Consider the following 947-nt stretch of genomic DNA (forward strand, 5'->3'; position numbering starts at 1 on the left):
AATAGCCGTTACATCGGAAAACTGAAGTGCCACCTGAATAGCGGGATCCTCTGGGAAGAAGACGATGCTGTTATTTGTAGGAGTTACCTCATCGTATGCCCCGTGCAGGATTGGTGGATGAGGTTTTTGCCTTTGGGTATCGTAGATGCGCAGCTCACCTCCTCGATAAGGCTTTGGCTCTTTGTGGAAGTAATATACGCAGCTCACCTGGCGGAAGGCAGTTTGTGGGTAGGAGTTATCGGTGTGGGCGGTAAAGAAGCAGCCATCATGGCTGGCAATCATCTCCATCTCAAAGATTTGAATGTCAAAGTTCTCAATGCCTAGCTCAGCAAAAATCTGGGGAGCAACAGCCGCAATTTTTTCTCGCAGCAGGGATCCATGCTCCTGAAAGTAAGCGAAGTCCAGCCTCAGGGAGCGGCGAAATTTTAGTGACTCTGCCTCGGTGTTGCTCTTGCTGTAGCTCTTGGAAGGGATAAACTTGTCTTGGTGGGTAATGGCATGTTGGAGAATGGCTTGGTTGAGCTCTTGAGGCAGGAAGTTATCCAGCTTGATGTATTTACAGGGGTAAAACCGGTTGGGTTCTGAGGGATCCGGCTGGGTAAAAGTCAGGAATACCGGGTTAGCTGCCAGCAGTGATCCAGGGCCAATTGCTTGGATGTGAGCGAGATCCTGCTCGGTTAACCCTTTGTGCTGGGGATCCCAAGTGAGGAGATGGATCCCTTGGCCTAGATTGGGCAAAACCTTCTGCAGATGAAAACTGGGATCTATCCCCATCAAATCTAGGTTGGCTTGGGCTATGGCTCCGTAGCGGCAATGGTTGACCAAGTATAGGGCTGAGTCGGCCAAGTAATCCCGCAGTAGCAAAGAGTAAACTACCCGACTCCGACCGCTAAAGCGGTACGGAGCGGGCTTTCAGTAGCCCTGAGCCTGCTCTGCTCTACCAGAGA

1 protein-coding gene is annotated in these 947 nt (G+C 51.1%); it reads right to left on the reverse strand.

Annotated elements, in window-relative coordinates:
- Positions 1-846, reverse strand: an 846-nt coding sequence (locus NW807_RS08085; RefSeq protein ID WP_414425790.1) for a 2OG-Fe(II) oxygenase, incomplete at its 3' end; no start/stop codon positions are given.
- Positions 847-947 lie beyond the last annotated feature (101 nt).

Origin of the sequence: Synechococcus sp. R70.1 (assembly GCF_047461675.1) — a bacterium.
Classification (GTDB): Bacteria; Cyanobacteriota; Cyanobacteriia; order Thermostichales; family Thermostichaceae; genus Thermostichus.